Below are 1,863 nucleotides of genomic sequence, written 5' to 3'. Positions count from 1 at the left end.
TACTGACATCCGTAAAATCCACATAATATTACGTAATAATTCCGATCTATTTGGCTTGTTTTTTTACGTCGTATTACTCACATTGACAATTAAAGACAGGATAATTACGCAAGAAAATTTTTTCAATTAAGCAAAAAAAATAGAGTAGAAATTATTCCACTCTAAAAAAACTAATTATAAAATAAGTTATTTCTATTTCTTAAAACGATGACGTAACTTTTTCAACCCAATTAAACCCAATACCAACCCAATACCAGTACTAGGAGTAAATTCAAAAGGAACATCTTCCACCAAAAACTCATCTATCAATAATGCAGAACTATTTCCTACCCCATCAACATCAATTACACCAAACCCAACTCGATATTGACCAGTAGATAAATCATAATCATCTGAAAAGGCAGCATAAGGGCTAGTATTTGTCTGATAATTGTTGCCACTTGCAGTCGGAATTGAACCTGTACTATCTTCCAATGAAATAACTATAGGGGCAAAACTAATATCTGGTTGACCAGTATTCTCATCAATTTTGGCAAGAGAAATAAAACCAAAATCTTTATCTCCCAAACTTCCTGCACCATCATTAGTTAGAAAGTCCCAATTAAATGTTATCTGAGTATTTCTATTATTGTCATTGGTAATAGTAATATCTTGAAAAATTGCCGAACCTTCTTTAGGAAGACGATATAGAGGATTTCCTTCTGTATCGACTAGAGGCGTACCATCGATTTCTCTCTGAATCGAAAAATCATTAGCAGACAAACCCAACTGAGTTTGTAAAGCAGCAATTTCAGGACTAGCACTAATTTGATCTTGAGTTCTTAGGTTAAAAGTACCTGTATTAGTACCAGGGTCATCATTTCGGTCGTTCAAACATAAAGTAAGGTTGCCACTGGGACAAGCAGTGGTAATAATACCTTGATTCGTACCGTTGAAATCAACTCCACTATATGTACCGCCAATATCAGTCGAGCCAGTACCAGTCCAACCAGCAGGACCATCTAGGCTAGTAGAACTTTGAAAATCACCATTGGAAAAATCGACAGAATAGGCATTAGCAGAATCTAAAGTAATTAAATTGCCCAAGCTAAAAAGACTAGCAAAAATGGCAATAGGAGCAAATTTTGAGAGAGAGATAGACATAATTGGCATTGGTTGTAATTAGTTATGGGACAAACAGTAAATGATAATTAAAACCTTCACTTGTGAGGTATTTAGAGAAAGAGAAGTTGAGGTTTTTAGTAAATAAAAAGATATCTAGTAATGTTGAAAGTAGGCTCATAATTCCAATAATTTAACCTACCTTCAATTAATGTTGGTTACTAAATGATGAAATCAGCTGAGGTAACTCCAGTAACTCCTTCAAGGAAAGCAATATCTTTGGGATAAACACTATCTGCTGGGTCAAAATCTATTTGTACGATGGTGCTATTACCAAGAGTAGGATGATTGAATTCAACCAGTTCCACATAATTATCTCCGAAGGGATCTGAGCCTGCATAACCGACTTCTGTAGCCAGAATATTGCTGATATCGATTTTGTCTTCGCCGACGGTGAAATCAGTAATGGTATCAATTCCTTCACTGGTTTCGTTGAAGTAGTAACAATCTTTTCCTGCACCACCAGTTAGAGTATCTTCTCCTTTACCTCCTGTGATTAGGTCGTCATTTGCAGTACCAGTTAAGGTTTCTGGACTACCACTACCAGTAACTCCGTTTTTGATACTGAGTAGATAATCTTCCACTTCACCATCACTAGCTGCACCATTAGCATCAGCTTCGCTTAAGCTATCGCTACTGATTCGGAAACGACCATAAGTAGTACCTGGGGTGATATCTGTGGGAATGGTATTCCAGTTGAGA

General features: G+C 36.3%; 2 protein-coding genes. Both read right to left on the bottom strand.

What is annotated here, in order from left to right; all coding sequences use genetic code 11:
* Nucleotides 1-192: 192 nt before the first annotated feature.
* The gene (locus H1P_RS35395; protein WP_144876471.1) at nt 193-1,143 is read right to left on the bottom strand and encodes a PFE-CTERM domain-containing protein; all 951 of its coding nucleotides are present in this window, start codon (nt 1,141-1,143) and stop codon (nt 193-195) included.
* 179 nt (nt 1,144-1,322) lie between these two features.
* A partial coding sequence (locus H1P_RS35390) for a M10 family metallopeptidase C-terminal domain-containing protein (protein ID WP_144876469.1) occupies nt 1,323-1,863 on the bottom strand: 541 nt, incomplete at its 5' end.

Origin of the sequence: Hyella patelloides LEGE 07179 (genome assembly GCF_900659865.1) — a bacterium.
In the GTDB taxonomy this organism is placed as follows: domain Bacteria; phylum Cyanobacteriota; class Cyanobacteriia; order Cyanobacteriales; family Xenococcaceae; genus Hyella; species Hyella patelloides.
The sequence above is the reverse complement of the archived record's forward strand: the minus strand, read 5'-3'. Positions and strand labels throughout refer to the sequence as shown.

Excerpts from the sequence above, each read along its gene's own strand:
- H1P_RS35395 (WP_144876471.1), bottom strand. The coding sequence starts at position 1,143 with ATGTCTATCTCTCTCTCAAAATTTGCTCCTATTGCCATTTTTGCTAGT.